The sequence below is a fragment of the Sporosarcina thermotolerans genome (assembly GCF_042658975.1).
GTDB classification, from domain to species: domain Bacteria; phylum Bacillota; class Bacilli; order Bacillales_A; family Planococcaceae; genus Sporosarcina; species Sporosarcina thermotolerans.
Window position 1 is genome coordinate 56,757 of the sequence record NZ_JBHSRM010000009.1, and the last position, 24,553, is coordinate 81,309.

The 24,553-nt window shown below is 40.5% G+C and carries 29 protein-coding genes; 10 read left to right on the forward strand and 19 right to left on the reverse strand.

All coding sequences use genetic code 11. The features are described from left to right. Positions 1-151: 151 nt before the first annotated feature. Positions 152-1,507 (forward strand): arsenic transporter, encoded by a 1,356-nt coding sequence (locus ACFPZG_RS05715; RefSeq protein ID WP_317940878.1) that lies wholly within the window; start codon positions 152-154, stop codon positions 1,505-1,507. Positions 1,508-1,757: 250 nt separating this feature from the next. Here the strand turns inward: ACFPZG_RS05715 and ACFPZG_RS05720 are convergent, their stop codons facing one another. Then, a complete protein-coding gene (locus ACFPZG_RS05720; protein WP_317940879.1) occupies positions 1,758-2,204 on the reverse strand; it encodes a DUF4362 domain-containing protein in 447 nt (148 codons plus the stop codon). A gap of 122 nt (positions 2,205-2,326) precedes the next feature. Here ACFPZG_RS05720 and ACFPZG_RS05725 point away from each other — a divergent pair, with 122 nt between their 5' ends. After that, positions 2,327-2,980 carry a cupin domain-containing protein gene (locus ACFPZG_RS05725; RefSeq protein WP_381426435.1) on the forward strand — a complete coding sequence of 218 codons (654 nt, stop codon included), beginning with the start codon at positions 2,327-2,329 and terminating at the stop codon, positions 2,978-2,980. Positions 2,981-3,043: 63 nt separating this feature from the next. Here the strand turns inward: ACFPZG_RS05725 and ACFPZG_RS05730 are convergent, their stop codons facing one another. Beyond that, positions 3,044-3,544 (reverse strand): LURP-one-related/scramblase family protein, encoded by a 501-nt coding sequence (locus tag ACFPZG_RS05730; protein ID WP_283733932.1) that lies wholly within the window; start codon positions 3,542-3,544, stop codon positions 3,044-3,046. 172 nt (positions 3,545-3,716) lie between these two features. On the opposite strand from ACFPZG_RS05730, the gene ACFPZG_RS05735 reads away from it, so the two are divergent. Both ACFPZG_RS05735 and ACFPZG_RS05740 read left to right on the forward strand, forming a co-directional pair. Next, on the forward strand, positions 3,717-4,727 hold the full coding sequence (locus ACFPZG_RS05735) for a C40 family peptidase (protein ID WP_381426436.1): 1,011 nt from the start codon (positions 3,717-3,719) through the stop codon (positions 4,725-4,727). Between the two features lie 30 nt (positions 4,728-4,757). Next, a complete protein-coding gene (locus ACFPZG_RS05740) occupies positions 4,758-5,309 on the forward strand; it encodes a hypothetical protein (protein ID WP_283733931.1) in 552 nt (183 codons plus the stop codon). A gap of 188 nt (positions 5,310-5,497) precedes the next feature. On the opposite strand, the gene ACFPZG_RS05745 is transcribed toward ACFPZG_RS05740, so the two are convergent. The 8 genes from ACFPZG_RS05745 to ACFPZG_RS05780 form a co-directional block, all read right to left on the reverse strand. Beyond that, the gene (locus ACFPZG_RS05745; RefSeq protein ID WP_317940880.1) at positions 5,498-6,118 is read right to left on the reverse strand and encodes an NUDIX hydrolase; all 621 of its coding nucleotides are present in this window, start codon (positions 6,116-6,118) and stop codon (positions 5,498-5,500) included. Positions 6,119-6,400: 282 nt separating this feature from the next. Further along, positions 6,401-7,678 (reverse strand): TRAP transporter large permease, encoded by a 1,278-nt coding sequence (locus ACFPZG_RS05750; RefSeq protein ID WP_317940881.1) that lies wholly within the window; start codon positions 7,676-7,678, stop codon positions 6,401-6,403. Continuing rightward, positions 7,675-8,172, reverse strand: coding sequence for a TRAP transporter small permease (locus ACFPZG_RS05755; RefSeq protein WP_283733929.1), 498 nt, complete (start codon positions 8,170-8,172; stop codon positions 7,675-7,677). Before ACFPZG_RS05755 ends, ACFPZG_RS05750 begins: the two co-directional genes overlap by 4 nt. A gap of 20 nt (positions 8,173-8,192) precedes the next feature. Next, complete coding sequence (locus ACFPZG_RS05760; protein WP_283733928.1) at positions 8,193-9,224, reverse strand: TRAP transporter substrate-binding protein; 1,032 nt, start codon at positions 9,222-9,224, stop codon at positions 8,193-8,195. Continuing rightward, positions 9,221-10,129, reverse strand: a complete 909-nt coding sequence (locus tag ACFPZG_RS05765; RefSeq protein WP_317940882.1) for a hydroxymethylglutaryl-CoA lyase — start codon at positions 10,127-10,129, stop codon at positions 9,221-9,223. Before ACFPZG_RS05765 ends, ACFPZG_RS05760 begins: the two co-directional genes overlap by 4 nt. Next, on the reverse strand, positions 10,129-11,334 hold the full coding sequence (locus tag ACFPZG_RS05770; protein WP_283733926.1) for a CaiB/BaiF CoA transferase family protein: 1,206 nt from the start codon (positions 11,332-11,334) through the stop codon (positions 10,129-10,131). Before ACFPZG_RS05770 ends, ACFPZG_RS05765 begins: the two co-directional genes overlap by 1 nt. Positions 11,335-11,348: 14 nt before the next feature. After that, positions 11,349-12,008 carry a GntR family transcriptional regulator gene (locus ACFPZG_RS05775; RefSeq protein WP_283733925.1) on the reverse strand — a complete coding sequence of 220 codons (660 nt, stop codon included), beginning with the start codon at positions 12,006-12,008 and terminating at the stop codon, positions 11,349-11,351. Between the two features lie 227 nt (positions 12,009-12,235). Continuing rightward, on the reverse strand, positions 12,236-12,736 hold the full coding sequence (locus tag ACFPZG_RS05780; protein WP_317940883.1) for a GNAT family N-acetyltransferase: 501 nt from the start codon (positions 12,734-12,736) through the stop codon (positions 12,236-12,238). Between the two features lie 122 nt (positions 12,737-12,858). On the opposite strand from ACFPZG_RS05780, the gene ACFPZG_RS05785 reads away from it, so the two are divergent. Then, entirely contained in the window at positions 12,859-14,004 is a 1,146-nt protein-coding gene (locus ACFPZG_RS05785) for a glycosyl hydrolase family 18 protein (protein ID WP_283733923.1), read from the forward strand. A 66-nt stretch (positions 14,005-14,070) separates the two neighbouring features. Here ACFPZG_RS05785 and ACFPZG_RS05790 read toward each other — a convergent pair whose 3' ends face one another. The 6 genes from ACFPZG_RS05790 to ACFPZG_RS05815 all read right to left on the reverse strand — a co-directional run bounded on the left by ACFPZG_RS05790 (position 14,071) and on the right by ACFPZG_RS05815 (position 19,388). After that, complete coding sequence (locus ACFPZG_RS05790; protein WP_317940884.1) at positions 14,071-14,775, reverse strand: CBS domain-containing protein; 705 nt, start codon at positions 14,773-14,775, stop codon at positions 14,071-14,073. A 65-nt stretch (positions 14,776-14,840) separates the two neighbouring features. Continuing rightward, on the reverse strand, positions 14,841-15,515 hold the full coding sequence (locus ACFPZG_RS05795; protein WP_283733921.1) for a DNA alkylation repair protein: 675 nt from the start codon (positions 15,513-15,515) through the stop codon (positions 14,841-14,843). A gap of 14 nt (positions 15,516-15,529) precedes the next feature. After that, positions 15,530-16,045 (reverse strand): nucleoside deaminase, encoded by a 516-nt coding sequence (locus ACFPZG_RS05800; RefSeq protein ID WP_283733920.1) that lies wholly within the window; start codon positions 16,043-16,045, stop codon positions 15,530-15,532. 61 nt (positions 16,046-16,106) lie between these two features. Beyond that, positions 16,107-17,408, reverse strand: coding sequence for an ABC transporter permease subunit (locus tag ACFPZG_RS05805; RefSeq protein WP_317940885.1), 1,302 nt, complete (start codon positions 17,406-17,408; stop codon positions 16,107-16,109). 1 nt (position 17,409) lies between these two features. Further along, on the reverse strand, positions 17,410-18,510 hold the full coding sequence (locus ACFPZG_RS05810; RefSeq protein WP_317940886.1) for an ABC transporter permease subunit: 1,101 nt from the start codon (positions 18,508-18,510) through the stop codon (positions 17,410-17,412). Next, entirely contained in the window at positions 18,507-19,388 is an 882-nt protein-coding gene (locus ACFPZG_RS05815; protein WP_317940887.1) for an ABC transporter ATP-binding protein, read from the reverse strand. Before ACFPZG_RS05815 ends, ACFPZG_RS05810 begins: the two co-directional genes overlap by 4 nt. A 157-nt stretch (positions 19,389-19,545) precedes the next feature. On the opposite strand from ACFPZG_RS05815, the gene ACFPZG_RS05820 reads away from it, so the two are divergent. After that, complete coding sequence (locus ACFPZG_RS05820) at positions 19,546-20,043, forward strand: hypothetical protein (RefSeq protein ID WP_317940888.1); 498 nt, start codon at positions 19,546-19,548, stop codon at positions 20,041-20,043. Positions 20,044-20,155: 112 nt separating this feature from the next. Here ACFPZG_RS05820 and ACFPZG_RS05825 read toward each other — a convergent pair whose 3' ends face one another. Then, positions 20,156-20,929, reverse strand: coding sequence for a DUF2935 domain-containing protein (locus ACFPZG_RS05825; protein ID WP_317940889.1), 774 nt, complete (start codon positions 20,927-20,929; stop codon positions 20,156-20,158). A 224-nt stretch (positions 20,930-21,153) separates the two neighbouring features. Here ACFPZG_RS05825 and ACFPZG_RS05830 point away from each other — a divergent pair, with 224 nt between their 5' ends. Beyond that, positions 21,154-21,945: a YheC/YheD family protein gene (locus tag ACFPZG_RS05830; protein WP_283733911.1), complete on the forward strand. Its 792-nt coding sequence runs from the start codon at positions 21,154-21,156 to the stop codon at positions 21,943-21,945. 100 nt (positions 21,946-22,045) lie between these two features. Then, complete coding sequence (locus ACFPZG_RS05835) at positions 22,046-22,228, forward strand: hypothetical protein (RefSeq protein WP_283733910.1); 183 nt, start codon at positions 22,046-22,048, stop codon at positions 22,226-22,228. Here ACFPZG_RS05835 and ACFPZG_RS05840 read toward each other — a convergent pair. Further along, a complete protein-coding gene (locus tag ACFPZG_RS05840) occupies positions 22,216-22,773 on the reverse strand; it encodes a hypothetical protein (RefSeq protein WP_317940890.1) in 558 nt (185 codons plus the stop codon). The genes ACFPZG_RS05835 and ACFPZG_RS05840 overlap by 13 nt on opposite strands. A gap of 274 nt (positions 22,774-23,047) precedes the next feature. Further along, positions 23,048-23,248 carry a cold-shock protein gene (locus ACFPZG_RS05845; RefSeq protein WP_283733908.1) on the reverse strand — a complete coding sequence of 67 codons (201 nt, stop codon included), beginning with the start codon at positions 23,246-23,248 and terminating at the stop codon, positions 23,048-23,050. A 325-nt stretch (positions 23,249-23,573) separates the two neighbouring features. On the opposite strand from ACFPZG_RS05845, the gene ACFPZG_RS05850 reads away from it, so the two are divergent. Beyond that, positions 23,574-24,341: a hypothetical protein gene (locus ACFPZG_RS05850; RefSeq protein WP_381426437.1), complete on the forward strand. Its 768-nt coding sequence runs from the start codon at positions 23,574-23,576 to the stop codon at positions 24,339-24,341. A gap of 5 nt (positions 24,342-24,346) precedes the next feature. Beyond that, positions 24,347-24,526 carry a hypothetical protein gene (locus ACFPZG_RS05855; protein WP_283733906.1) on the forward strand — a complete coding sequence of 60 codons (180 nt, stop codon included), beginning with the start codon at positions 24,347-24,349 and terminating at the stop codon, positions 24,524-24,526. Positions 24,527-24,553: the final 27 nt, after the last annotated feature.

Consider the following 24,553-nt stretch of genomic DNA (forward strand, 5'->3'; position numbering starts at 1 on the left):
TCCAAGTCAAAAATACCCCAGGGTTGTACAAAAATTTTCATATCAGAGTGGACATACATCTCGCTTCGCTTACCTTGAATTGAATATACATACAAGGAAACGGATCAACACATTACTGACGAATAAAAAAAGAAGGGAAATGTGCATATGCATGAGTTTTCAAATTGCAATAACAAGTATGGTTTTCCTACTGACAATGTCAGTCATATTTTGGAGACCTAAAGGATTGAACGAGGCATGGCCTGCATCGGTAGGAGCAGGATTCATCCTCATAGCAGGAATTGTCTCGTGGGAAGACATAGTAGATATCATCAGTAAAATTGGTGGTGCCTCCATTACCATTATCGCAACGATTGTGATGGCTGTTATACTGGAAAGTTTCGGATTTTTCCACTGGTCAGCAGCGAAATTAGCCAAACTTTCAAAGGGATCGGGTTATCACCTTTACTGGAACATTCAGTTACTCTGTTTTTTAATGACACTTCTATTTAATAACGATGGTAGCATCCTCATTACAACACCTATCTTAATCCTTCTACTAAAAAACATTCAACTTAAACCCCGACAACAAATACCATATCTGTTATGTGGTGCACTTATTGCGACGGCGTCAAGTGCTCCCATAGGCGTTAGTAATATCGTGAACTTAATAGCATTGAATATCATTGACATGTCACTTTGGATGCATACGGCAATGATGTTTGTCCCGGGAACATTAGGATTGTTGTTCATGTCATTCCTAATGTACATTGTTGTAAAGAAAAATTTGCCGAAAAAGCTGCCTGATTCCATAATGGATATTGAAGAATCCTTTTTCATTAAAAACTTTCATCCACTTAAGACAAAACTGCCTGTCGAAACAAAGCGCAAACGTACAAGATTAATGTTAAAAATCTTGCTATTTGTCTTCCTCATGCGTTGTCTTCTATTTGTTGCATCTTATATTAACGTTCCCATTGAAATTGTTGCTGTGCTTGGATCGGTCTTCCTGCTTTTGTGGAGATGGTACCATTTACGGACGAATCCGGTAGACATCTTGAAAAAGACACCTTGGCATATTCTGATTTTCGCATTCTCCATGTACGTGATTATCTACGGTCTGCATAATGTTGGACTTACAGCTTTTCTCGTGCAGTTATGTGAACCGATTGTCAATCAAGGAATATTTCAAGCGAGTTTCACCATGGGTGGATTGGTGTCAATCCTTTCCAACTTCTTCAATAATCATCCGGCTTTGATGATTGGGACAATTACATTGACTGAAATGGGGTTAGACCCAATCACCTTAAAAACCATTTATCTGGCAAATATTATCGGAAGTGATATCGGATCATTGCTGTTGCCAATTGGGACATTAGCATCCCTCATTTGGATGAGTATTCTAAGAAGAAATAATATAAAAATCAGCTGGAAAGATTACTTGAGTGTATCTTTAATTGTAATCCCCATCTCAACAATCGTAACGTTGGCACTGTTATTTTTCTGGATACAATTAGTGTTCATCTAATTGTACTTGCGAGTAAAGTATTAGATTAAATTCAAATGGAAATTGTTTCATACGAATTCCATATACTCTGCAGCATTTGTGCCAAATAAGGTACCGAGTAAGAAATTATGTAGAGTAGCATCATAGAGCTTTATGTTAGATACATTTATCTCAATTTATCGTGTTGTTCTTTATATGTATATGTAGACCACTTAAAAATGGCACAACATTACTCGTTTTTCACGAAAATTGAAGAATAAAACAGAATCTGTTAATGCTCATGATCATCTTCTTGCTCTTTCAAAATGTTGAGTAGAGTAAAACGATCATTGGTGGATTGCTGACAATCCTTTAGTGTATAACTATATATTTGCTCACCCACCTCTTTTGCAAGATTGTCACATGACAATCTTGTTTTTTTGGGGTTGTCCCCCCGATTCTTGTTTTTTGATCGATCGACTTCCAGATTGAAAACAGATCCATCGAAATTCACATTGTATAAAGTCGGATTTCCATCTAACGCATAATTTGTAATTCTGACCTCGGCCGTGTCCCCCTTATTTACATCCTCCATAAATTCTTCAAACCGAGCAAAGTTGTAAATGGGCCCATGCATATTTATGACGTCTCCGTTTTTTACCGCTTTTTCACTATCATACGAACCGGCTGATAAGATGCTATTCATCAACAATAAAACAATATATATTACTTTTTGCATTTTATCCCCCTTTTGTCTACTAACTGCCTCGTCCTCAAGATATGCGAAAAGCGGCTATTTTAGCACACCCCCCGGGACATTCGCATAGTTTATGGATATGACTATTATTCCTGAAGGAGGACGTGTCTTTGAGTAAGAAAGATGTGGATTTCAAAGATCCAAAATTAATATATGCTTTCGATTTGGCACAGAGCAGGTTTTTCACTAAAAATGACAGCAATTATATAAATGTATTAGGTAGCGAACAAATGAAAACCCTTGGCGACACTTTATTACTCGATGTGTTTTTAAGTGCTGAAAATGGCGTAGAGCCTCATTACCATTTTAATGCGTCTGAAGTAATTTACTGTATTAGTGGAGAAACAATTGTTTCAATGATTAATCCAACAACGAAAGAATTAAAAGCTTACCGAATCCGTCCCCAACAAGCTGTGAATATTCCACAGGGATGGTGGCATTATTTTACGGCAAATGCCGATAACACACATGTCCTTACCATTTATGACACACATAAGCTTGAAACTGTCTGGGGTTCTGACATCCTTCGTTTGACACCTCCTCAAGAGTTCGCCAATGCCTATTGCCTGGACGAAAGACAGATTCAACAAGTACTGGCGCCAATCAAAGATACAGTCATAATAGGGCCGCCAAAAGATTGCAATAAAAATAAGGAAGACAATACCTCTAAGGCTCAAACTATTCCACCGAGTTATCCATCCTATCATCCAACCTACTACCCGGCCCGCTATCCATATATGCCTTATTACGGAAGGTAATCCAATTTAGCTGGATGAAAAAAGGAGCCAAGTTGGCTCCTTTTTTATATGCAGATATAGCATTTACATATTGGGTATTGATGATGTAACTGAAGCCTGATCCGCTTTCGCGCAGTCAATTGCAACGACAAGCGCTACAAGAAGAGGTTCCATAGTTTCGTTTGCAATATCTAACTGGTAGCTATCGCCCCATGTGAACCACTTCTTGCTGACGGATCCAATGCTTTCTCCATTTTGTAGCACTTCGAAATCCATGTCCCACCAATTCCCTCGTACTTCCATTCCAGCTGCGTCAATTGAATACCGTGCTTTTAGAAAGGAGAATTGCTTCTTAATCGTCACACTTTCTTGGCCATTCACCTCAACGAAAAAGGTAGGTAGGAAACTAAATATCTTTTTCGTTATCAATGCTACTTCACGCTTCGATGAATCCATGATGGAAAACGTTTTTGGAATCTGCATGAAGCTACCTTCCACAAAATACACTTCATTCTCTTGGTCGTCCTTTACAGTAAACTTATCTTTTAGACTTAACATCTTTTGTTTGATATACAGCTGTCTCATGTTAGTCCTCCTTGCTTATTAATTTAGTATACGAATTTGCCGATCATAAGTTTCACTAAAACCGTAATCGGCAAAAGGCCTCAATGAGTCTATTGAAAATTCAATTGTATTGTATAAAAATTCTCATTATACTATTGGTAGTAGGAATTTAATGAATAAGGGTGTGCAGAGTTTGAGAAAGCATTACATTATTTTTTTCTTAGTCTTTCTATTTCTTTTTACGAATACACCTAACAGTTATGCTGCAGGCAATTTTTGCTTTAAAGCAAATAACACAAATAAACATATTGTAAATGTAGCCGTTACAACCTTATGGGCGGCTCCAAACTCCACACGCAAAGTTGATAACCCATCAATTTCAAAACCTGTCGATCTATCGAGTTGGACAAAAAACATGAATTACGAGCAGAAGTTAGGGTTGCTCGGAAAGATTGAAACACAAGCATTGTACGGACAAGAGGTAACAGTTTTAGAAAATAGAGGCAATTGGTATAAGATCGCAGTCACAGAACAAGCGAGTCCTAAAAATAGTAAAGGGTATCCTGGTTGGGTACCAAAATCCCATATCACAGAAACCTATTCTAATTATGAAGAATGTGATATTGCAATTGTAACTGCAAACAAATCGCATTTATATAACACGACTTTCCGAAATTCAAAGTTTTTAGAGATAAGTTTCAACACGATCTTGCCAGTTCTTAAGGTAGAGGATAATTGGATACAAGTCCAAACACCGCAACACGGGATTATGTTTATACAAAAGCAGGATGTTAAAGTCTTTTCCAACTATAAAAATATACCTAAGCCGACACAACAAGATCTAATAGATACAGCAAAAAGATTCTTGGAGCTCCCCTATTTATGGGCCGGGGTTTCTGCATATGGATTTGATTGCTCGGGTTTCACGTATAGCGTCTATAAGCAACATGGCATTTTGATCCCACGTGATTCTTCCGTGCAGGCAAAACAAGGAGAAGCTGTTTCCAAAAACAACCTACAAGCTGGGGATCTATTATTCTTTGCTCATAATAAAGGAAAAGGTGCCGTTCACCACGTTGCTATGTATATCGGGAATGGACAAATGATTCACTCCCCTAACTACTCAAGATCTTTGGAGATTATATCGATAAACACTGCACCATATAAGTCAGAGTATGCCGGTGCAACGAGGTATTTAAAATAATTTTAAGGTACCTAAAGGAGTGAAATGAAATTGATAAAGATTTTACATCAAAAGAGAGGATTAAGCGTATTTTTAGTCGTAATTTGCCTCGTTTTTGTGGGTTGCTCGAAACCTGATGAGCAAGAAGAGAACCGAGAAACTATTAAAACGGTTATTGGATTACAATTGAATGCACCCAATGAAAAAGCTATTATCCTAAATTACATGTCAGACAGTTCGAATGATAATGCTATGGGACTCGACGAATATACCGACTATTTGAAGGAAACATATGCAGCTTATTTTACGCAAAGCACTTTCGAGCAGTACGTGATGATGAATGAACTTGTAACATTCCATGAAGCCGCCGTTAAATTCGATTATCAACTTCAGGTGAACAATATCGAGGTAGCACAAAACAAAGTGACAGCGACGAATTATGATTTCATCGTCAATCTTGATTATGTGAATAAAGATGGGGAAAAGACAGCTATTCAGTTAACAGGTATTGCGATCATGCGCGATGACAAAATCGCTAAGATTTCGTATATTGGAGATAAAAAAGTATTAAGAAGCTTGCTAAGCGGAGGACTGACGGAATAAATGAGCGCTTGTGTGATTAAACGAGCGCTTTTTGGAATAAACGAGCACTTTTTGAAATAAACGAGCGCTTCCCGAAATAAACGAGCGCTTCCCGAAATAAACGAGCGCTTCCCGAAATAAACGAGCGCTTCCCGAAATAAACGAGCGCTTGCATTTAACAAGCGCTCACTGATAGACCTTTCATCTATCTATTTCCGAATACTATCAATAAACTGCTTTAAAATCCTCGCGGTCATTCCCCAAATCGTATAGTTTTCATACTCGAAAAACCATTCTTCAACAGAGCGCGTCCTCCATTGGTAGTTGGCACCATTCCGGATCTTATCGTAAGGAAAATTTATACAAGGCGATAAATCCACCTGAACTTCATGCATATACGGTTCGTGTTCGAGCAGATATTGTAGCGGTACAATAAAAACTTCTTCCACCTCGTTTTTATTATAGAACCGAATAATTTTCTCATAATCTATGATTCCGACAAACGGATAGACGACAAATGAGGGAGAAGTAATGTACGGACTTAACGGCGCAAGTACTTCCACAGAATCCGGGTTCACCCCAAGTTCTTCATGTGTTTCCCGCAAAGCAGCAAAAAGAGGGGATTCGTCCGTAGGGTCAATCCGGCCGCCCGGAAAGCAAATGTCGCCGGGTTGCGTTCTCATCTTGGAGGAGCGGACTTCGAATAGCACACACCATTCCCCCTTTAGCTGAACAAGTGGAATTAAGACGGCTGAACGGAAAGCCGTCTTCTCACCGATGAATAACTCTTCGTTCGTCAGTAATCGTTCTCTCCATTTTTCCTGATCCATAAAATCATCCCACCTTTCGCAGCAATCCACAGCTGTTTCTTTCTATTATATCAATAGTTACTGCTTTTTAAGAAGAGGGACAACTAAAATAGTAAGGGAAACAAAAAGAGGAACCAATTAAAAATAATCGGTTCCTCCCTATTGGTCTATCAACCTTCTCCTTCTACGATAACTGCTTTACCTTTCAGCTTTAACAAGGAATAGCTTGTTAAAGGAAATTAATGAGCCCTTGCGCGAAAAGATGAAGAAAGCCCACGTGTGAAATCTCACCGTGGGCTTTGCTTATTTAATGTCGCTATGGACGAGTACTGTCGCGATTTCAGGGAAGAAGGATAGTACGATTATGAAAACTAGCATGATTATCGCGTAAGGGATAACGCCCTTGACGATTTCACTAATCGTGTTTTCTTTGTCTAATCCCTTCAAGACGAACAAGTTCAGTCCGACTGGCGGTGAAATCAGAGCCAGTTCCATATTGATAACCATAATGATAGCAAACCAAATTGGATCGAAACCAAGTGCTATGATGATCGGATATAGAATTGGCAATGTAATAACTAAAATCGAAACGGTTTCCAAGAACATTCCAAGGATCAGCAAGACGATGTTAATCAAAATGAAGATGATCCATGGTGAAACGTCTTGAGATGTTGCAAAGTTGACAATGCCCTGTGGAATCTGAAGGATTGTCAGGATATAGCCTAATAGCATTGCACCAATGATGATGAATAGGATCATTGCATTCGTCTTCACTGTGGAAACCAAGATTTCCTTTAGCGTTGTCAAATTGATATTCTTATAAACAAAAATTGCAATTGCGAAACTTAGTACAACGCCGACAGCAGCTGCTTCAGTCGGTGTGAAAATACCTGTGTAGATTCCGCCGATGATAATGATTGGCAGCAGCAAGCCCCATATTGCCTTGCGTGAGGCTTCCAGCCGTTCACCCCAAGTTGCGGGTATGTCTTTAATATGGCGCGTTTGGTATGCAGAGAAAATCATGAAAGTGATTGTCAGAATTGCTCCAGGGATTATTCCCGCTATGAAAAGTTTACCAACGGATTCCCCAGTAACAGAACCATAGATGATCATTGGAATACTAGGTGGAATAAGGATTCCAAGTGTTCCGCCCGCTGCTAATAATCCTAATACATGTCGTTTGTTATATCCTCTACGTACCATTTCCGGAAGTGCCACTGAACCAACAGTAACAGCAGTCGCTACACTTGACCCAGAAATCGCAGAGAAAACCGTACAGCAGAACAATGTCGCAATAGCGAGTCCACCAGGGAAATGCCTGAACCATCTGCTCGCCATTTCATACAAATCCCGACCGACGCCACTAACGACAAGCACCTGGCTCATTAACACATACATCGGCAACGCAGTAAGCGTAAAGTCATCTAATGACTTATACGAAATAATCGGAATCTGCATGAAGGCAAATGTGCCTCCATTAAAGAAATACATCCCTGCTACTGCCAGTAAACTAAGTGTAAAAGCCACTGGTAACCCAATGAGAAGAAGAATTCCCATACCACCTGTAAAAAATAGATTCATAGGTGCTCCCCTCCTCTATGGATGCCGCCGTCGATAATCTGCAAAATGAAAGCGATACATAACAGCACGCCCCCGAATACGAGGAGGGATTCCGGTATATACATCGGAATCCTTAACAGTGATGCGGATGTAACCCCTAAGTTGAATGTCTTGATGACATGCAAGTAACTATAAAGTGTAAAGATGATGCTAAACACCAAACCAAGAGAATTCGTCAGGTATGCTAGGATAGTTTTAAAACGATCATTTACATTATTAATCAATATATCAACTGTAATATGTGAATAGGTCCGAACCGCATAGGCGCTACCTAAAAAACAGCTGCCAATGATTGCATAGATGGATAGCTCAGTCGCCCAAGAAGTTGGTTTATGGAAAAAGGATCTCGAAACAACTTCATAGAACGTCATCGCTGTCGTGATTAAAATAAGCACACCCGCAATGTAAGCGCCCCATCTGACAAGCAGATCCAAAAAATTATAGACCTTTTTCAAAGCGGTTCCCCCCAAATCTATTATTTCTTGTCTACCAACTCAAGAAGCTCTTTACCAAGATCACCAGCGTTTTTCACGAATACATCACGTACAGGAGCTGCAGCGTCTTTCCAAACGTCCAATTCATCTGCAGGAACGTAGTAAACTTCCATTCCTTTTTCTTCAAGGCCTTTTGCGGATTCAGTATCTTCTTTTTCAGCTTGTTCACGAATCCACGTTTCTGTTTCAGCAGCCACTTCAGTCAAAAGATCTTGTGTCTTCTTAGGAAGGCCATCCCAGTAGTCTTTATTGACAGCTAATAGGAATTCAAGATATGCATAGTTATTAACCGTCAAGTATTTCGTAACTTCATCATATTTACGTTGAAGCATCGCAGTTGTACCTGATGTTGCACCATCGACAGTATCACGTTGAAGTGCCATGTATACTTCTCCACCACCCATGAATACTGGTGATGCACCATATGCTTTGATCAATTCTGATGGTAAGTCTCCGATACTTCTAATCTTCAAGCCTTTGAAATCTGCTGGCGTTTTTAATGGACGCTTGTTGTTCGCGAATTGAACATAACCATAGTCAGCAAATATTAACACTTTCGCACCTTTTTCTTCCATTGCACCTCGAAGCTTGTCGCCAAATTCACCATTTACTGCTTCACCTACAGCAGCATAATCGTTGAAAATATAAGGAACATCGAAAACTCCCATTGCAGGCACAGTTGAAGACCAAAGCGTCGAAGAGTTCACACCCATTTCAACACCGCCCGAAAGAATCGATTGGTTCATGTCTTTATCGCTAAGCAATTGCCCCGCCGGGTAAACTTGCACATTCACTTTACCATCAGATTTCTCGATTACCTTTTTCGCAAAATCTTCGATACCAACTGCGACATGGTGATCTTGAGGTAAGTTATAAGCAAGTCGGATTGTCGTTTCTTCATATCCGTCCCCACTATCAGCTGCAGCCTTATCATTCGATTTCTCATTGTTGCAAGCAGACAATACTACCATTCCAATAATTGTTACAAACAAACCTACCATCCATTTTTTCATACTGTTTTCCCCTTTTCCCTTTGTTTTTCCACATGTCGGATACGACCTAACGGATTTTTTGTTGAAAGACTTGCCGCATAATCAGCGGCGCCCAACAGTTTTCTGAAATCGACCCCTGTCGGGATATTCATCCTTTCGAATAAATAAACAAGGTCCTCTGTCGCCAAATTACCTGCGGCACCTGGCGCAAATGGACATCCCCCAATGCCACTCGCAGATGTTTCAAATATCCTAACCCCTGCCCGATAAGCCATATATGCATTCGCGAGCCCAAGTCCGCGTGTGTCATGCAAATGGATGGCAACTGGAGTGTCACCTGCAATGTCAAGTACCCTTTTCATCAGCCTTTCGACGTGATCCGGAGTTGCAATTCCAATCGTGTCCGCAATGCCGATCCTATCGACGCCGGCTTCTTTGACACGTCGGACAATCTGCAGTACTTTCTCTTCATCCACATCCCCTTCATAAGGACAGCCAAAGCTGACAGCTACCGAGAAGCAAGTTTTAATGCCGTCCCTTTTCGCTTCATCCAAAACAATCAGGAATTGGGACATGTTATCCTCAATGGACATTCCGATATTTTTTGCATTGAAAGTTTCCGTTGCTGCACTGACCCAATTCACTTCAGACAAACTGTGATCCTTTGCTCGCTCGTATCCTTTCAGATTGGGGATCAAAGCAGTTGTTTCAAGGCCTTTCCTATCGGCTATTGCCTGAAGTACATCACTAGCATCCGCCATTTGAGGTACTTTCAACGGATGGACGAATGAGGTGACCTCAACCTTATGGATACCCGCATCGGCCAACATGTTAATAAGTTTCAACTTTTGTTCTGTTGAGACCAGTTCTGGCTCAATTTGCAAGCCATCTCTTGGGCTGACATCTATAATTGTGACTTCGCCCATCAAATGACCCCCCTCTCTTTTAGCTGCTTTATTTCTTCAGCTGATATCCCAATGAAATCTGTGTAGATTTCTTCGTTGTGGGCACCTAATTCCGGACCATTCCATTCGATATCTCCCGGTGTTTCGGAAAGCTTTGGTACAATTCCTGGCACCAACAATTTTTCACCATCCGAAAGAACGATTTCTCTCAACATATCGCGGGCCTGATAATGTTCATCTGCGATAATGTCCTGAACACCATAAATCGGCCCGACTGGTACAGAGGCCTCATCCAATAGTCGCTGAACTTCCTTCAGTGGATATTGCAACGTCCATTGCTCAATTTCATGGTCGATAAATTCCACATGATCTGCACGCCCTTGATTTGTTGAATAACGTGGGTCATTGGCCAAATCCTCCCTACCCATTGCAATCATTAAGCGCTCAAAAATGCGGTCTCCATTTCCGCCGATGACAATATGCTTTCCGTCCGCGCATTTATAGGTGTTCGACGGCGCGATTCCAGGTAAAGTAGTCCCTGTCCTTTCTCTCGCCTGCCCCGTCAAACCGTATTCCGGAAGAATCCCTTCAAGCAGACTGAATACCGCTTCGTAAAGAGCAACATCAACGACTTGACCTTTCTTTTCAGGGTCCTCGTCTCTTGCACGCAATGCCATCAACGTTCCAATTACCGCGTATAAGCCTGCCACCATATCCCCGATTGCAATTCCTACTCGTACCGGGGGACGATCTGGATACCCCGTCAAATAACGTAACCCGCCGATTGCTTCTGCCACACTTCCAAACCCCGGTTTTTCTTTATACGGTCCCGTCTGACCATATCCAGATATCCTGGTAAGTATGATGGATGGGTTCACTTCCTTCATATCCTCATAGCCAAGACCCCATTTTTCTAAAGTGCCCGGCTTGAAGTTTTCGAGCACAACATCAACCTTACTGATTAAAGACTTTACAATCTCCTGCCCCTCAGGATCACGAAGATTGATTGTAATCGCTTTCTTATTTCTACTTTGGACATACCACCAAACAGATGTATCCTTATGCATCACTCGCCAATTTCGAAGGGGGTCTCCGTTTTTGGGTTCTTCCACCTTAATGACTTCTGCTCCAAACTCCGCAAAAAGCTTTCCCGCAAATGGAGCGGCTACCACATTACCTAATTCAAGAATTTTAATGCCTTCTAAAGGCTTCCTTTTGTTCGACACGGTTGCATTACCTCCTACTTGACAGCTAATCTCGTAAATAATTGATAATCATGTTCGATATGCTGCCTCATTAATTCCCTTGCCTGCTCTGGTTTTTGATTCGCAATCGCTTCAAAAATCTTTAGATGATCTTCATACGCTTTCTCCGCGTATCCTGGATTGGCCTCTAAAATCACTTTTCTGTAGAAGCTGTTTACACCTCTTAACTGCAGTATCATCGAAACGAGAAATGGATTTTTGCTTGCATAGACGATCAATTCGTGAAATTTAAAATTGACATCGAGCAAATCTGTAAAATTATCATTTGCCATTTCCTTTTTCATTTCATCAACATAGGATTTTAGTTCCGCAACTTCAACATCATCTCTGCGTTGCGCAGCATAAAACGCCGCAAGCGACTCCATTTCCACTCGGATTTCGTACAGGTTACGAAAATCATCTACAGATGGATTGACGACGGTCACTCCCCCAGTCGTATGTACTTCCAATAATCCATCCTTCTCAAGCATTCTCACGGCTTCCCGGATAGGGCTTCTGCTCACTTTTAGTGTTTCAGAGATTTTCTCTTCTATCAGTCTCTCTCCCGGTTCAATTTGCCCCATAATGATTCCGTTTTTCAAATAATCATAGACTTGGTCTTTCAATGTCGTTTTCTGTATAACGAACTGTGACATACAGACACCTCAATTCTTGTCGACTGTATACGGTATACTACTTATCGCCAGAATAGAACAATAGTTTACACTTGTCAATTTTATTTTAATATAATGAACTAACATACGATGTAGTCGAAGTTGATGTGACATTTATGGTAATTCATATATTTGAATAAAAATAAAAAGCAGCCGACTAACCATTCATGTTAGCGACTGCCCATTTCTTCTTTATGCAAGTGTAGGTACTATCGTTCAATCCAAAATCTCCTCACAACATTGCCATGCGGTTCCGTAAAGCTTTCATCTTCCACTCCGCCATTCTTTATAATGACAGCTGCCGAACCGATATTATCTTCATTGCAAGTGACCAATACAGAGTTGATACCTAACTGATCAGTTATCTTCAAAGCTTCGGAAAGAAGAAACGTCGCATACCCTTTTCGACGTTCCGATGGACGGATCCCAGCCCCAATATGGCCATCTACTTTGCGTAAATAATCATTTAGGCTATGCCGGATAGTAACCGTTCCTATAATTCGGTCGTTCCCATCTACAAGGAAGTAATTCGAATTGGGTACCCGATTGTCCTGCCCTGCTTCCTTTTCCTTCAACTCTATTAGATAATCCTCGTAAGAAAGGTCCTCTATCAAACGAAAACTGCTTGGATTGATCTTCTCTTCATCCCAATCCTTCATATAGGCAATGTGTTCCGATTTCCATTTCATTGATGGTCTTTCAAGCCGCATTCAAATTCCCCCGTTCTTATGCCCATTTTAGCATTCATCTTGCTTGGATTCTTTGAAAATGATGTCATCCCAAATTCAATTGGAATACCCTACAGGAGATGAACTGTAAGGAGAGAAGTGAATTGCAAATTCATGTCGTTAAACAGGGTAATTCAGTATGGGGAATTTCTCATCAGTATGGCGTTACTATGGATCAGATAATTGAAGCGAACCAATTGGAAAACCCCAATGCACTGGTCATTGGGCAAGCTCTTGTCATCCCGACCGTTTCCCAGTCAACCGTCCCGAAGCCGGTTATTGATGTAAACGCCTATACGATTAACACAGGAGAAACAGGTGCTCGGGAAATTCAAGAAGTCGGCCAGTACCTAACTTATTGGATGCCATTTGTTTATAGTGTGAAAGAGGATGGCACCTTAACGACGCTCGATGATACGGAAATGCTGAAATCCGCTTTCGCCGAACAAGTCGTTCCAATAATAGCTATTACAAATTTCAGTGCAACGACTGCTGGGTCCGACCTTGCGCATACTATACTTTCAAGTAGTGAACTTCAGGAAAAGGTCATAACGAATATACTCGCTGTCATGAAAGAGAAAGGTTATCAAGGTTTAAACATCGATTTCGAAAATGTGTATCCTGCCGACCGAGAGCATTACAATCAGTTTTTACAACTTGCGGTTGATCGATTACACCCAGAAGGATACTCGGTATCATCAGCGCTTGCCCCAAAAACAAGTAGTGAACAACAAGGTTTACTTTATGAAGCGCATGATTATGAAGCGCATGGCAGGATTGTAGACTTTGTCGTGTTGATGACATATGAATGGGGCTATCGAAAGGGGCCTGCTCAAGCAATTTCACCCCTCAATGAGATAAAAAAAGTTCTTGACTACGCTGTCACAGTCATTCCAAGAGAGAAGATTCTGTTCGGTTTTCAAATTTATGCTCGTGACTGGCTTCTTCCTTTCGTTCAGGGGTCGGAAGCTGAAACATTCAGCCAACAGGAAGCGATCCGCCGAGCAATCGAACACCAAGTAGCCATACAATATGATGAAACAGCTCAAGCCCCGTTTTTCCGTTACACTGATTCAGAAGGACGCACCCATGAAGTTTGGTTTGAAGATGCACGCAGTGCACAAGCGAAATTCGATATGGTAAAAGACTATAAACTTCGAGGCATCAGTTATTGGGTCCTTGGATATCCTTTCCCACAAAATTGGCTCTTACTTGGAGATAATTTCACAATACGGAAAAGAGTCGAATAAGATTTATGAAATAAAAACAGTAGGAGATTCAGTGTCGAACTGAACCTCCTACTGTTTTTTTGATACTCATTTTATTTTCAATAAATCAAAAGGCGTTATGATCCCGATCAATTCCCCTTCTGGATCTGCGTTTTCTGTAATAAGCAATGCTTCCAAACGTGTCCCCCTTGTAATCGCCCGCTTGAAATAGTCATCGGCTTCATACACAGAAAGGTTTTTTTCGACAAATTCAAACGACTCTTTCCGTTTTTCATAATTGTAAACAGAAGAAAGTGTCGGTATTTCCCGGGGAATGGAACCTTTTGTCGATTGACCGGCTAACCAATATGTAATGCCTGCAGCTGTAATCAAGCCCTTGAATTTCCCATCCTCATAAATTGGTACTTGGCTGAACTTATTTTCATGCATTAAATCCAAGGCGGCGAATAGGGAATCTGTGGATTGCAATGTATGCACTTTGCAACCGAAAAGGGCACCCACACTAAGTGGATTGCCTAATTTCTCCTCGATTTCTTCGATCCGTTGGACGATTTCATCATGCGGTTCAGCAATTACAAAATCTACCCCTGTTCGATGATGAACAATCGCATTACGCAAATCCCCAAATTCCCGCAAATCATCTTCATATTTACGAACAACAGAGTTTTTAATCTTCACTTTATCAACAAGGCGATAAAATGGAAAATATCCCTCCTCATCCACTTTCGCCGAAAGTAATTTCTCAATCCGATTATACGCGACGATAAAACGATCGGAATTCTTAACAGTCATCTTCGGTCAACTCCTTCAAAGAAGTATACCCAGATTTCTTAAAGGAATTAGAGTGAATAAAGGAATTAGCCAATGTGCTTCATCGCCTCACGACGGCTTAATGGCTTTAAAGTAGTCTCACCTACAAATTCCCTAACCGCTTCCGGATTCGTTTTAGCATACTCGCGCAAAGCCCAACCAATCGCCTTTTGAATGAAAAACTCATTTGATTCGGCATGTTGCCGTACAATGCGAAACAACAAATCTGTATCTGTTTGATCTTTGAATTTCAATTGATGAAGGATTGCAGAACGGTTTGTCCACATATTATCTGCATCAGACCAGTCTAACATTACATTCTCACCATAGTTCCTATCAAGTCTAACAAGCTGTCCGACGAATGTAGGAGCTATCGAATCCACACTATCCCACCAGGACTTTGTTTCGATGAACTGACGAAGTACCGGAAAATCCTCCGTCGTCAAATGCTTCTTCATCTTATCGATCAACCCGATTGCTGCATATTGATATTCACGCTCCAGCAAACCATATAGCTTCCATGCTTCTGAAAAAAGTGCCTCGGGCTCTGGTAATGCATATTCAAGAAACTGCTCACGCATCAATGCCTTGCGCAAAGGGCTTTTGATCCCTAAAAACGGGAAATGATTTTTCATATATGCCTTCATTGGACCAGCTTGCTTCTCATTGCGGTTCGCTTGGAATTTCTCGATGATTCCTTGGTGATTCCATGTTTTCTTCATTGACGTCACTTCCTTTAGATATCAGCTAATACGACTTTACGCAAGTTCCCCACATGATTAGCGTTTTTCTCCCATTGATCCATAAGTTCAATTTGCTTCATCTTCAATTCCTCGTCCGGCTCAGCAATCACTTCAATCCGATTGAATTTCTCCTCGAAAATTGCAGCATCCTTCATCTTTAAAAATCCCCCAAATCCCTTATCGTCATTCAACAGCCAGACAACCCGTTGAATCTTTGCAAATAAAATACCGCCCGTACACATTGGGCATGGCTCCAAAGAACTGTAAAGGGTGAATTTTTTATTATGTATTTTCGCGTCAAATACAACTTCACCCGCATTACGAATTGCTTCTATTTCCGCATGTGCCGACACGTCCTTATTAGGATGAACCCGATTTCTTCCCGTTGCAATGACATTGAATTCCTCGTCAACGAGAACAGCTCCGACAGGATAGGTATTATCTTGTAAAGCTAACTTAGCTTCATCTAAAGCCATATTTAGGAACCCTTTATCCACATCAGTAATCATTTATCCCCCTCTTTTCATAACGGAATGGCGTCTCCTCAATAAGGTAGACGCCACAACATAATTATTCAACTACAAATCTCCTAAATCGCAAATAACATAGACCAATTGCTATTACTCCAATCATCCCTAAAACCATTAACCCATTACCTACTGTAATCGCTTCGTTAAAATTAACTACGGCAAACTCCCGATTCACGACTCTATGAATATCGACATAGGTGAATGGATTATAAGGCGCTTTTGACAGAACTGTCATCCCGAAGAATGTGACGATAAGTAAAATCGCCGCGTTGACAGTCGGGCTTTTAATGAAGAGCGACAGAAGGTAATAGATTGAAAACATGAATACAACCAAAACAATCGTCAAAAGAAGCACCGTACCGAAATATTCCCTTAGAGTAATAAAATGAAACATATCCGTCCATTCATTTAATATTGTTGATTCAAACCCAAATGGGCTTTCAGCTGGCCCATCGTAAATTAATACCGGATATTGCAAGCTGCCAACACCAGACGTGAACAAACTTGAAATCAGAGGCACACACAGAATAAATACAACAAAAATAACCGTGAACAACAGACCACTGAAATATTTAGCAAAAAAGAGCTGTCGTTTTTTTACAGGAAGTACCGCATACAAGTTCAAACTCCTTCTTTTCTTCGTCGCTTCGGAGGAAACGTTATTCCCAAAGACAAAGCAGCCTATCAGAATAATGAACGGAATAATGAAGGCGGGGATAACTTGATATAAAAAATAGAATCCCTGCTTCCCGTACCGTTTTGTACCCATTTCCCACATTTCCAATACCTTGCCGTCATGGTTATCGTACATGGTTGGATGATAAGGGGCAAAACTGTCCCATTGCACCATAGGTTCAACCCCTATTTCCGCCACCAGCCTTCTCTCTTCCGCAGATGCCCTTACCGTAAACATCGAAACGTGTTGATCCATAATCGAGTGCACAGGAAAGTTCTGGCTCTTAGAGGTTACGGCAAAGTAATTCAACTGTTCATACTGCTTTTCCGAGATTGCCGCCCAATTACCATCCATAATGTTGTCCCATTGAAACTTTTTTTCTTCAAGCATTTTTTCATAGATACTAATGCCATGCTCTAAATCAAGAGCCTTTGCGCTTTCCCCGGCCTCCTTTGCCTCTTCAAGATCTATCCGATCCTTTGCAAGTTTTTCAGGAATATCGATTTGACTTGTTTCCAAATCAAGCATTCGAGTCTTATGAACTCGTTCTGCTACGGAATAATTAAAGAAATAAAACGCCGCTATCGCCACGACAGATAGAATCACCGCTACCCAAATCGATTTCTTCTTGAGCATCTTTTTACATTCAAAAAGAAAGTACTTCACTTCACATCCCCCGCTTTCGGTTGACCATAATTGTAGCCACTAACAATGCCAACAGTGCCACTCCTAAGACCGGTATTCCGGCAGGGAAATATTGTGGTGTTTGCAAAATGGCTTGGTCGACCATTTGATACGTGAATGGATTAGACATATTTTGAATCCCATAACTAGTAAGAAGCCAACCACCAGCCATGATGAATAACAAAGCCGAAAACGTGACGATTGTATTGCGGAATGTATACGCCAACAATAGAAGCAAACCAACAGAAAACGTCATAAAGCTGAAGCTATACAGGGCAGCCTCGACTAAATACTTCCCTGAACTAATAAATGTATCTTGACTTGTATAAATAGGATATTGAAAAATATTACCTTCCGCTCGGCCTAACAGTTCACCCAATAAATACGAACTCCCAAAAATCAGAGCTAGCCAAAGAGCGCCCCCTGAAACGATTGTAATGAACTTGATGAACATATACTCCAGTCTCGTCATCGGCAAGGTTAATACTTGACGTATTGTATTGTCATCAAACTCTTTAGTCACAATAAGTCCCAATACGAAAAGCAACATGACAAAACCAACAGGATTCATGACTAATGAAACAACTTTTTTCATAAAGATTGATGTCTGGGTGGATAAATCAAAATCTTCCTTAGGTAAATTTCTTTTCAGTAATTCCTCATTTAATTTAATGATTCGTTCCATATCAATTAAACTTACTCCGAAGTACGCACCATCGTATATAGTGTACTGAATGGCGGTTTCATAGACTTCGATTTCAGTCTGTAACTCCGCCCGCCAGTCACCGCTATTAATTGTACCTATTAATCTTTGTAACCCTTCTGAAAGTTCCGCCCCAAAATGCAATAGTCCGCTTAGACCCATGGATGGTCTCTTTTTATGTTCTTCTTCCGCTTGAAGAAGCTGTCGGCTGACATCTTTACGAAGTTCCGTGAAATACTCAGTCTTTTTCACTTTAATTTGATCCTGCGACATATGGTTATAGAAAAACAGACCGAACACAAAGACGAATGTGAGCTGCATAAAGATTGGAAACACTTTTAAACGGGTGATCTTTTTCCACTCAAAAAAGATCTTTTTCATGAGCTGGCCTCTGAAAAGATCTCTTTATACAGTTTTTCCGATCCCGTTATTTCTTTTTGGATATCCAAAATTCGAATCCCTTTACCCTTAATGAGTTCTATGACCATGTCCAATTGTTCATTACCCAACTGAATTCGAATTCTCTCTGAAGCAAATTCAACATCATACCCATGCTCTGTCAACATGCGATGAGCAAGTTCATGATTTGAAAGCACAAACTCATAGTACGTATTTTCGTAGTTATTCATATCGACTTCTGTCAGTTTCCCGTCTTTCAGGAATAAGATCTGTTTAGTCACGCGGTCAATTTCGGATAGATTATGCGATGATAAAAGGATGGTAGCTCCTTTCTCAGCAAGTTCCAATAAAATTCCTCTCATTAAAATGGCACTTGTCGGATCCAAACCATTTAACGGTTCATCCAATAGTAGCAGTTTCGGCTCATTAATGAGTGCCATCGCCAATAGTAAATGCTGTTTCATTCCAAGAGAATAGTTGCCAACCGTCTTCTTCAAATAGCTTTCCATTCCGACATACTCTGTCACTTCTTTGATTCTCTTTTTATGGATTTTCTGCACATCGCATATATATTTCAGATGATCATACCCCGATAAATAATCAAATAAAACCGTATTGTCCTGAAGAAATGCAACCTCCTTGAATACGGATGAATCCTTATTCGTCTTCCCCACCAATTCAACAGTCCCAGAAGTAGCTGGAAGAATATTTGTGATAACATTTAGAAACGTCGTTTTCCCTACCCCATTCGGACCAACCAACGCCCATATTCCAGGTGCATCAATCGTTAGACTAATTTTTTCAAGCACTTGGTGATTTTTATAACCTTTCGATAAATCATGAACAGCTAAAATAGCCATCTTTCTCCCCCTTCCCAATTTCCCTTCATGTTAACATACTATTTAAAAAATGGGGGGGTAGTAGGAAAACTTTGTTCCATGCACAAAGCTTAACATTCCCCAAATTGATGTTGCATGAATACAATAGTTAATATCCATGAAAGGAGAATTATGCATTATGTCAAATCAAGGAGAGCTAGGGGGGCAAATTTTCACACCTTCTTATCTAGTGAGTCCTGTGGGTCCGGATCTTAGCATTCCCGAACTAGAGAGCAGTGACCAAAGCATGGGTAGTTATCAATCGGAACAGCAAGATACTCACCCCGCCCTATTCGGACAAAATCAACTAAAAGGCGGTTTTGGCCCGGTCTATGCTATACCAACTTATCCAGCGCATTATAGCCATGGTCAAGGTGTAGGAGGTTATCAATCGCAACAGCAAGATACCCATCCCGCCCTATTCGATCAAAATCAATTAAAAAACGGTTTTGGTCCAGTCTATGCCATACCAACTTTCCCGTGGAATCACAACCACAGTCAAGACACAGGAAATCCCAACTATCATCATGGTCACGTGCATGGCGTGGGAGGTGGTCAGCAGCCTATAATGACACCTTGTTGCTGGTATAATCCGTGTTATATGTATCCTATGCATGGGCACCACTTTAATTGTTGAAAACATGGTAGTAGACTCCAAAATACAAACTATCAAAATAAGAACCTATTTGAGGATTATTTCAAATCGGTTCTTATTTAAAAGATTGAAAGTCACGATGCACGGTAGGTTATCATGTTATTCTATCTTCCTCTAAGTTTCTCCATAGATGGTGGGCTTCCCTCGCTATATGTTCCAACAAATCCGGCGGGGATGTCGTGGCGATAGCACATGTTTTGATGAGTTCGTCAATTTCTAATTTAAATGCTTCCAAACTCTTGGCCTCTTTAATAATCACATTCTTAAATTGTGTTAAAATCGGCAAAGTTTCTTTCCTTGGGGTACGTATCATTGTTTGAAGTGCGACTGCCTGCAAATACAGACGCTCAAACTTTTGCATCATCTGCATCACTTGGAAATTCACGTCGTAATTCGATACGTCCGAATAATGAAGAATATAGCCTAGATGATCTGCCATTTGCCTTAACCAAAAAACGCATTCGTGTATAATTGCATCTGAGGGCGAAATCTTAGTACCGCTTTCAATTAATTTATAAACCCTCGAGGACTCCTCAGATTCTCGTACCATGTGGTCAATAAGCGACACTGGTGTCGCAATAATAACATCACAGTGTAGAGATTTATCCATCGTGTATGCAAGAAGACTGTGAAATTCGCTTGTAGCATGTTGGGCCTCGATAAGCAAAGTACCAATATCTCCTTGTTTTTTTTCCGCCTTTTCCCATACCTTACCCAAGCGCTGAATATTATTTAGATTTGCACGCGCCAATTCCGTTTCATAATGGCTTATTTCTCTGTCAAAAAACCGGCCGTGATCATAATCATTCCGTAACCAGAAAGCGATGATCCCATAGGTATCCCTTTCATAATTATCCGTATACGCCATAATCCCTCTCCTTCAGCATTCTATTTTGACTCAATACCGACCAATTGAATTATATTCGTCGTAGTTTGTCCACTATGCCTAAGTTAAGATGATTTGTACTTCCTTTCCAAAAAATCCAGAAGCATTTATTCCGCATGAATAAACTAACACTATAAAGAAGTTGCAATAGCCACAGCAAAGAAGATTAAGGACAAACAGTCACAAACGGAAAGGAAAGGAAATAGATGAAGAAATCATTGGGGAAATGGGAGCAAAATTTATTATTAAAACAACAATCATTAGTCTCAAAACATATTCCTGAAACCACTTTATACAGCGAAAATAATTTGAACGAATTATTGAATCGTTATCAATCTGTATACGTGAAACACGATACTTCCGGTCAAGGAAGGGCAATCGTAAATATTCGTAAAAGCATTGGCGGGCATTACTTCGTGAATGGGTATACGATTCAAGGAAAACGCGTCAAAAAAACCTTCGCAAGAGTGAACGAAATAAAGCAACTGCTTCATCCTTTTATAAAATTGGGTAGAGAAAGCGGCCTCTATATTATTCAGGAGGATATAAAAAGCTTCACTCTTAATGGACAACCTTTTGCGATTCGTGTTCACGTTCAAAAACTTAAGGGCGACTGGGTCGTTGGCGGGATGTTCGCAACATGCGCGAATACTAAAAAAGGCCGTGGGACTGAAAGTGGGATAGCGAATCCCTACAGGGACGCCAAAGTAGTGACTATTTCCGAAGTATTATCACAAACTGTGTTAAAAAACAAACAGGAGGAAACAATTAAAAAGTTAAAGGAAATTGCAATCGCGGCATCTGAAGCAGTCCATTCCGTCTTACCCCGTAGAGAATATGGTGTTGACTTCGGGATTAATCAAGAGGGGAAACCTTTTATATTCGAAGTGAACTCTACACCAGGCATCGATGAATTCGCACTAATCGAGAATATGGCAATTTGGAAACGAATTGTTGAAATACGAAGAATGCAGAATAAATTTATGGCGTCGAGCTAAAAGAAATTGGAGATCAATGTGACCAGCATTTGAAGTTTATGTATTTCTATGGGAAGTTGAGGCACGTTTATGGGAAGTTGAAACGCTTCTACGGGAAGTCGTGGCACTTCTATGGGAAGTCGAAGCACGTTTATGGGAAGTCGAGGCTCTTCTATGGGAAGTGGAAGCACTCCTACGGGAAGTTGCAACGCTTCTATGGGAAGTTGAAGCCAAGGTGCCGGGTTCTAAAACAATTTCAAAATTCAATAGGAACCCGGCACCGGAAGTTGTTCAGCCTTCATAACGTACGAATTCAATTTCTTCCTGTTGAAGCTTCTTGAAAAGAGTATTGTGGAATATGCGCATATGCCGATTTTCGGGTAGCGTTATCATCTCTTCATCCTTAAAATAGAAATCGAACTTTGGGAACCCACCATCATGCGGGACCTGACGATATCCGACCCACTCAATTTCACTCCACGTATAGTGCTGATTAGCCTCCGCCATCCCCCGTTTAAATGAAATGCCATCCGTCGCCACACCTACATAACGCCCGGCTCCGTCTGCCATAAACAAAATTGAAATCAGAATACAAATAGCAGCAAGCCATTTCGACTTTTTACTTACTGACAGCACCCAAAGTAATAAAGTAGCCATAAAAAGAAAAAGCACTCCAAGTCCGTACAACAGATACACCTTGGCAGGAACAACAACGACCCATGTATTTGGCTCTTGGTAAAGCGAATTGGCAATAAATGATGGTACCAGCAAAAGAAAAACAGGAGAAATCACTAAAATCCCTAACGAAATTGCCATGAAAATGTGGCGCGTTTCATTTTGATTCAACAATCCATCCACCCCCCAAATCGTAATACGTAACATCACCGAATTGGTTTCAAATTAATAACAAAGAATTACGAAAACAAACAACAACCTTTTCGCTTTAGCTACGTTAACTTTATAAAGAGGCAGTGATGAAATAATTATGACGAATTGAAAAAGATCACTCCAGATATTTGGAATGATCGCGAATGGGTGAAGAAATTGGATGGACTAACAAATGAATAATTTGCTGTAGAGGCAAAAAAAAGACCCTACGAATAGGGTCTTTTTCGGGCTATTATTAAGCTTTTTGAACGTTTGTTGCTTGTAGGCCGCGTTGTCCTTGTTCAACATCGAACGTTACACTTTGACCTTCGTCTAAAGATTTGAAGCCATCGCTTTGGATAGCTGAGAAATGTACGAATACGTCTTCTCCACCTTCGCGCTCGATGAATCCGAAACCTTTTTCTGCATTAAACCACTTAACTGTACCTTGTTCCATAATTGTTTGCCTCCTAATGTGTATATCCACACAAAATAATACTATCCTTGCTCAAAACCTTAGACGAAAAACAAAATATATTCAGATAAAATATATTCTCATCTGAAATAGCAAAAATAATTCTTCTTAAGAATAACACGTATTTAATTAAAAAGCAAGCAATATGATCGTTAAAGATAATTGTTAAAAAAACAATACTCAATACGAAAACTGTTTACCGGAAATTTTAGAGATCAGTTTACAAAAATGATTCCACACTCATCGGGAAATTCATTACTTCCACCCTTCTCATAACAAATTATTATTGCCCTATGTATATTGCATAATGAAAAGAATGGGAGGTTTCATTATGCAAATCTGTTCCACTTGTTCCACAACCTTTTCGGAAGAGCCGTTGCGTGCTGACGACGGCTTTTTTTGTTCTGAAGTTTGCTTGCCTGAAGGCGCTCTTGATGAGTTGCATGCCATCTCCTATGTCGGCATTTTGGAGTCGTATAGGGATTATGTTCATCGGTACGGTCATTTTTCTTCATTGTCTGAACGTGATGAAGCGCTTGAAGAAATTGCGTTTTTGAGGGATTCAGCATTTGTTTATTTCGCCGAAAACCCCGGGCATTTTTACATCCGGCAAATCCATTATCTTCATGACCGCATTTATGAATTGTATGATAGGGTGTTCTCTTATTTCGGGGATCTATCACGATATGAGGTGTTCCAAGGTCTTCATTTAACATGGCATAACTTGCCCGCAGACCAGTGCGACAGAATCATTCAAGCTCTGAACGACTGGCTAACAATTGAGGAGCGGAAGCCGCATATTTCTTACAACGACAATTTGAATTCCGAAACAGAATATCGCAACATTATCTCGTTCCCGGATGAATTGCTTTACCCCAATCCCTTTATTGAAGCACTTTATGAGGAGGCTGTCACAGCGTATGGCGGGCCCGGTGAAGAAATGGAAGAGCATATAAGTCTTGAACGAATGGCTATTTGTCCATCATGTCGATACCCTGAACCTTTGGAAGAATTTACGGAAATTGAGGAGTTGAAGCAGTTTGTCTGTGAAGGCTGCTCAACGTATAGGTGGTGAGGCTGATGAGAAAACTCATTTATTGTGTTTGCAGAAAACGCGAGACTGTTTGGGAGGAAGCCTATAAGAAAAAAGAGGAACAGAATAAAAGTGTTAGTGTTCGTCGCGAGGTTGTGGAAGAATTGGCTGCCAAGGGAATGTCTAAAGTGGAGGTTCGGGAAATTGTGTTTGGTTTTGGATATTAAGGAGATCGTATTCTCTAAAAGCCCACT